This is a genomic window from Mycobacterium asiaticum DSM 44297 (assembly GCF_000613245.1).
Classification (GTDB): domain Bacteria; phylum Actinomycetota; class Actinomycetes; order Mycobacteriales; family Mycobacteriaceae; genus Mycobacterium; species Mycobacterium asiaticum.
Genome location: NZ_HG964936.1, coordinates 2,136,235 through 2,140,898, shown reverse-complemented (window position 1 = coordinate 2,140,898; position 4,664 = coordinate 2,136,235). Strand labels below are relative to the sequence as shown.

Here is a 4,664-nt window from a genome sequence, read left to right as displayed (position 1 = left end):
TGTCGGCGTTGGGCTCACCGGGTACTCCCCTGCTTCTTGATCGCACGCGCATGGGCGATCCATGTTCAATGGCCGCGCCCTCAGGGCGGCTCGGGTGGAAAACCGTTCAGGTTAGGGTAACGGTCCCGACGACGACGGATGCCGCGCGGGCGTCCGTCGAGCCCTCGGGGCGTCACCCGATCCGGCCGGGTTGGAAGCTGGCCGTGCGGGTATGAATTCCTTATGACCGACCTGCATGTCGAGTATTTGGCCGACCACGGCATTTGGCTGGCCATACCCGCATTTCTACCGGCAGTGATCGTCGTTGGCGTGGTGCTATATATAGCGATGCGGAACCGGAAAAGCTCCAGCGAAAAGCAGGATTGACCGACGCCGCATTTGGGCATTACAGCTTCGTCCTAGTCAGCCGTGCGCAAACGGGAGGCGATCGCGGTGGAAATGTCGGTTGTTGCGGAGGCGCCAGCGGCTCGCGGTGCCGAACTGAGCCAGGTAATCGGGCTTTCAGTCGCTGCGCTGATCATCACACTGATCATGCTGGCCATCGGCTGGGCGCACCGCACCCGTCGGATCATGTGGCTGGAGAAATTCGCCGACTGGTTGGGCGTCAAATTCAGGCGTCCGTCCTGGGTGGCGCTGCCCGTGCTGGTATATACCACGTCGATCATCTGCGCCCTGTTCGGCTTCATTTGGGACGTCAGCTGGCACATCGGCGAAGGCCGCGATCCCGGGCCGCTGGCAAACCCTGCGCACTACTTCATCATCATCGGCCTGTTCGGCATTTTCCTCGGCGGCATGATCGCGATCGCGCTGCCGTTCGACGAGCCCGGACCGGCCCCGGTGCGCATCACCGACAACTGGCACGCCCCGGTCGGCGGCGTCCTGATGGCCGGCTGCGGGATGTACGCGCTGCTCGGTTTTCCGCTCGACGACATCTGGCACCGCATCTTCGGCCAGGACGTCACGCTGTGGGGCCCTACGCACCTGATGATGATCGGCGGCGCTGGGCTGTCGTTGTTCTCGGTGCTGATGCTGGAGTACGAAGGCGGCCGTGCACTGCCGGATGCGCCGCCGGAGAAGCCGTTCGTCCGGTTCTTGCGCTACCTGTCCTGCGGCGGGCTCCTGATCGGCCTGTCCGTCTACCAGATCGAATTCGACTTCGGCGTTCAGCAGTTCCGGCTGGCATTCCACCCGATGATGATCGCCGGCGTGGCGGCGCTGGCGTTGATCGTGGCCCGCATGACCCTGGGCAAGGGCGCGGCGATCATCGCCGCCCTATTCGCGATCGCGCTGCGCGGCGCCGTCGCGTTCACCGTTGGTCCGATCCTCGGGGCGCCGCACAACTGGTTCCCGCTCTACCTGGGGCCCGCTCTCGTGGTCGAGATCCTGGCGCTGACTCCGTTGTTCAAGCGGCCGATCGTCTTTGGTGCTGTCACCGGTCTTGCGGTCGGCACCATCGGACTCTGGTTGGAGTCGCTGTGGATCGGGGCGGTCTACCACTACCCGTGGCCGACCAGCATGTGGGGCGAGGCCTTGGCGATGGCGGTGCCGGTGGCAATTCTGATGGGCGTCTGCGGCGCGATGACCGGCATGGTGCTCACCGGCCAACCACTGCCGCGCCGCGCGATCGGCATCTCGCTGGTCGCCGCGACCGTCGTCGTGATCGGCGCGACGGTGGCCAATGGTCTGCACATCGTCATCCCGAGCCAGAACACCGCCACGATCAAGCTGACCGAGCTGCCCAGCGAGCCCGGCAAGCGGATGGTGTCCGCTGACGTCCAGATCAATCCCCCGGACATGATCAAGGACGACCCCGACTGGGTGTCGATCACGTCCTGGCAGGGGAAGATGGAGAACAACCGTGGTCTGTTGATCGACCGGTTGGAACGGGTAGGGCCCGGGCACTATCGCTCCACCGAACCCATCCCGGTCTGGGGCACGTGGAAGACGCTGCTGCGGGTGCAGGACGGCTACACCATGACGGCGGTGCCGATCTGGGAGCCGGCCGATGAGGCGATCCCGGCCCCCGAGGTGCCGGCTCAGCCGGAGATGACCCGCCCGTTCGTGTTCGAGAACACCATCCTGCAGCGCGAGCGGGATCCGAGCGCGCCGGAGTGGTTGTTCACGGTGGGCTCGATCCTCGTCCTGATCTTCACCTTGATGGTGATCGCCGCCCTGACCTGGGGCGCCGGCCGCATCAACGGTGAGACGACCCGGCCGAAGCGGGTGGAGGAGCAAAAGCACCCGTTGCCAGAAGCGGCGTAGCCCGATGACGGTTGGACGCACCCTCGTCACGGCGTGGGCGGGCTTGCTGATCTGCGCGCTGGTCGCCTGCGGCGGCAACTCGCCCAGCAAGGCCCCCGCCCAGGCCCTGACCATCGACGTCACGATCGCTAATGGCCAGGTCACCCCGACCAACGCCACGTTGCAGGCCAAGGTGAAGCAACAGATCGTTCTGCACGTCACCAGCGACGTCACCGACGAGCTGCACGTGCACTCGGTGCCCGACCACAAGTTCCAAATCGCGGCGGCACCGCATCAACAGTTCGAGTTCAGCGTCGATGTGCCCGGCAGCGTGGACGTCGAACTACACCACCTCAAGCGGACGATCGCCACGATCCAAGTCCAGCCGTGACGGACGCTCCCCCCGTGTCGGTGCTGGCGCACGGCTTGGGCGGGTCGAACGATCTCCCGGTGCCGTACACGTTCGCGCTGATAGGCGCGGCCTGGGCGCTGACCTTCACGTTCGCGTTGGTCGCGCTGGCCTGGAAAAAACCGCGGTTCGATCCGGACAAGCCCGGACACGCACTTCCGGACGCGGTGACCGCCGCGGTTGATTCGCGCGTGGTCCGGTGGATCGTTGGGGGCCTGTCCTTCCTCTTCGCGGTCTGGGTGCTGATCGCTGGGGTGTGGGGGCCGCAGAACCAGGCCAATGGGCTGCTCGGCGCGTTCTACGTGCTGCTGTGGGTCGGGTTGGTCGCCTTGTCGCTGTTCTTCGGGCCGGTCTGGCGGGTGATCTCGCCGGTCCGGACCCTGTATCTGCTGGTGCGCCGCGGCCTGCCGGAGCGGCTCAGCCGGCCGCGGTGGACATATCCGGAGCGCTGGGGGTACCGCCCCGCGGCGTTCGGGCTCTTCGCGTTCGTCTGGATGGAACTGGCCAGCCCGGACTCCGCCTCGCTGACCGCGGTCAAGACGTGGCTGTTGGTCTATACCGCGGTGTTGTTCGTCGGGGCCTGGCTGTGTGGCCAACGGTGGTTCGCCCGGGTCGACCCATTCGGCGTGTACAGCATGGCCGTGTCCCGGCTCTGCCCGTTCTGGCGCAACCGCGAGACCGGCAAGATCGTCATCGGCAATCCGTTCGATCACCTGCCGTCGCTGCCGGTGCGCCCGGGCGTGGTGATGATGCTGGCGGTGCTGCTCGGGTCCACCGCCTTCGACAGCTTCTCGGCGGCACCGACCTGGCGCAATTTCGCCGACGGTATTGCCCGGGACGCCCACGGGGTGCCGGAGACGCTGACCTCGTCGGCGCTGCGCACGGCCGGGTTGCTCGTCTTCATTTCGGTTGTCGCGGTGACGTTCACGCTGGCGGCTCGCGCCACGGGCGGCGTCGATGCGGAACAGCGCCGGGCCCTGCCGGGCCAGATGGCGCACTCACTGATCCCGATCGTGGTCGGCTACATCTTCGCGCACTACCTGACTTACCTGGTGGAGCGCGGGCAGCAGGCCGTGATCGCGCTGGCCGACCCGCTGGGCCGCGGGTGGAACCTGCTCGGCCTGGCGGATGCGCATGTCGCGTATGTGCTCTCGACGCACCCCGCGGTGCTCTCCACGATCAAGGTGGCCTGCGTGGTGACCGGGCACATCGTGGCCGTCATCGCGGCGCACGACAAGGCGCTGCGGCTGCTTCCCAAAGACCATCAGCTCACCGGCCAGCTCACCATGATGCTGGTGATGGTCGGTTACACGTTCATGGGTCTGTACCTACTGTTCGGCGGATGACACCCAAAACCGACCAATCGCAGGTAAACCGCGCAAAAACAGGTATTGCCGTCCGGAGCCCGTTACCATCGCCCCAGCCGCATGGGAGGTAACTCATGTCTTATCTGGTCGCAATTCCCGACGTGATGACACTCATGGCGTCAGACCTGGCGAGTATCGGAACGACTCTCGGTGCCGCCAACGCGGCGGCCTCCGCGCACACCACCGCTCTGGTGAGCGCGGCCGGCGACGAAGTCTCGGCTGCCGTCAGCACCGTATTCGGCGCCCACGCGAACCAATACCAAGCGGTCAGCGCCCAAGCGGCCGCTTTCCATGAGCAGTTCGTCCGCGCGTTGAATGCGGGTGGGAACCTTTATGCCGCGGCCGACGCCATCAATGCCTCGCCTCTGCAGGTAGCACTGGACGCCGTGAACGCGCCGGCCCGGGCATTGCTGGGTCGTCCGCTGATCGGTGATGGCGCCAACGGCGTGACACCGGGCCAAGCCGGGGCAGCCGGTGGGCTGCTCTGGGGAAATGGCGGCAATGGGGCTGCCGGCGACCCTGGCCAGCGGGGCGGCAACGGCGGGGCCGCTGGACTGCTCGGCAATGGCGGGGCAGGAGGTGCCGGGCGGTAGCGGCGCCCCGGTCGGGGACCGGGCCGGGCGAATAGGTCGGGCCGTCCCTTCGTT

The 4,664-nt window shown here is 66.6% G+C and carries 4 protein-coding genes and 1 pseudogene; all 5 read left to right on the top strand.

Features of this window, described 5'->3' with window-relative positions; all coding sequences use genetic code 11:
- Window positions 1-222 precede the first annotated feature (222 nt).
- The gene (locus BN972_RS29755; protein WP_167659556.1) at window positions 223-366 is read left to right on the top strand and encodes a hypothetical protein; all 144 of its coding nucleotides are present in this window, start codon (window positions 223-225) and stop codon (window positions 364-366) included.
- A gap of 72 nt (window positions 367-438) precedes the next feature.
- Window positions 439-2,262 (top strand): hypothetical protein, encoded by a 1,824-nt coding sequence (locus BN972_RS10195; protein ID WP_036357231.1) that lies wholly within the window; start codon window positions 439-441, stop codon window positions 2,260-2,262.
- Between the two features lie 4 nt (window positions 2,263-2,266).
- Entirely contained in the window at window positions 2,267-2,632 is a 366-nt protein-coding gene (locus BN972_RS10190) for a cupredoxin domain-containing protein (RefSeq protein WP_036355871.1), read from the top strand.
- On the top strand, window positions 2,629-3,996 hold the full coding sequence (locus tag BN972_RS10185; RefSeq protein WP_036355868.1) for a hypothetical protein: 1,368 nt from the start codon (window positions 2,629-2,631) through the stop codon (window positions 3,994-3,996). The genes BN972_RS10190 and BN972_RS10185 overlap by 4 nt, the downstream gene beginning before the upstream one ends.
- Window positions 3,997-4,091: 95 nt before the next feature.
- Window positions 4,092-4,604 (top strand): annotated as a pseudogene (locus BN972_RS10180) (PE family protein); the annotation flags it as partial.
- Between the last annotated feature and the right edge of the window lie 60 nt (window positions 4,605-4,664).

Coding starts and splice junctions, on each gene's coding strand:
- BN972_RS29755 (WP_167659556.1), top strand. CDS start 223: ATGACCGACCTGCATGTCGAGTATTTGGCCGACCACGGCATTTGGCTG.
- BN972_RS10195 (WP_036357231.1), top strand. CDS start 439: ATGTCGGTTGTTGCGGAGGCGCCAGCGGCTCGCGGTGCCGAACTGAGC.
- BN972_RS10190 (WP_036355871.1), top strand. CDS start 2,267: ATGACGGTTGGACGCACCCTCGTCACGGCGTGGGCGGGCTTGCTGATC.